Here is a 1,009-nt window from a genome sequence, read left to right as displayed (position 1 = left end):
ATTTCTGTCCGGTATGTCCGGTTGAACCGTTCGATAAAAGCATTCTGTGTTGGTTTACCCGGCTTGATAAATTCGAGTTGCACGCCATGTTCTTCGGCCCATTGTGCCAGCGCCAGTGAGACCAGTTCTGGCCCGTTGTCCATCCACATCTTCAGCGGGTAGCCGCGGTTTGCCACGATCCTGTCCAACACCCGGATGACTCGCTGAGCCGGGATATTCAGGTCGATTTCTATCGCCAGTGCTTCGCGGTTAAAATCATCCACCACATTGAAGGTCCGGAAGCGTCTGCCGCAGAGCAGCGCGTCGTGCATAAAATCGATGGACCAGCTCTGGTTTAACGCTTGCGGCGTCGCCAGTGGTGCCGGGTTACGCACTGACAGACGCTGTTTTCCCTTGCGACGAAAATTCAGTTTCAGCAGGCAGTAAATCCGGTGAACGCGTTTATGGTTCCAGGTATTGCCCTGCCTGCGCAGCAGCTGGAACAGCTTCTTAAAACCATATCGCGGATAGCGTTCTGCCAGTTCAGTCAGTGCATGGATCACCGGTTCATCACGCCGGGTATCGGGCCGATAAAAATACACCGTCCTGCTCAGCGATACTGTCCTGCAGGCCTGGCGTAAACTCATGGCAAATTGCGCTGTCGGATAGCTGACGAGTTCACGCTTTATCGCTGGTTTTAAAGCTTTTTTTCGATGACGTCTTTAAGTGCCCGGCACTCAAGGCTGAGATCAGCAAACATCTGTTTGAGGCGTCGGTTTTCGTCCTCAAGATCTTTCATCTTTTTGATATCAGAGGCTTCCATCCCACCGTACTTTGCTTTCCAGTTGTAGTACGAGGCTTCAGAAATCCCTGCTTCGCGGCAGACATCCTTGACGATACGTCCGGCTTCAACAGACTTCAGGGCAGCGATGATCTGGTGCTCAGTGAATCGGGCTTTACGCATGGCGATCTCCTCAGGGAATACAATCAGTATGTCGGAAGATCTCTAAAAGTGAGTGGTTCGTTTTAC

1 pseudogene is annotated in these 1,009 nt (G+C 51.8%); it reads right to left on the bottom strand.

Annotation, left to right across the window (positions count from 1 at the left end):
* A pseudogene (locus ACJ9N4_RS20880) lies at positions 1 to 943 on the bottom strand (IS3 family transposase); the annotation flags it as partial.
* Between the last annotated feature and the right edge of the window lie 66 nt (positions 944 to 1,009).

This window comes from Enterobacter sp. LM3, assembly GCF_046622475.1.
GTDB lineage: Bacteria > Pseudomonadota > Gammaproteobacteria > Enterobacterales > Enterobacteriaceae > Enterobacter > Enterobacter cloacae_P.
The sequence above is the reverse complement of the archived record's forward strand: the minus strand, read 5'-3'. Positions and strand labels throughout refer to the sequence as shown.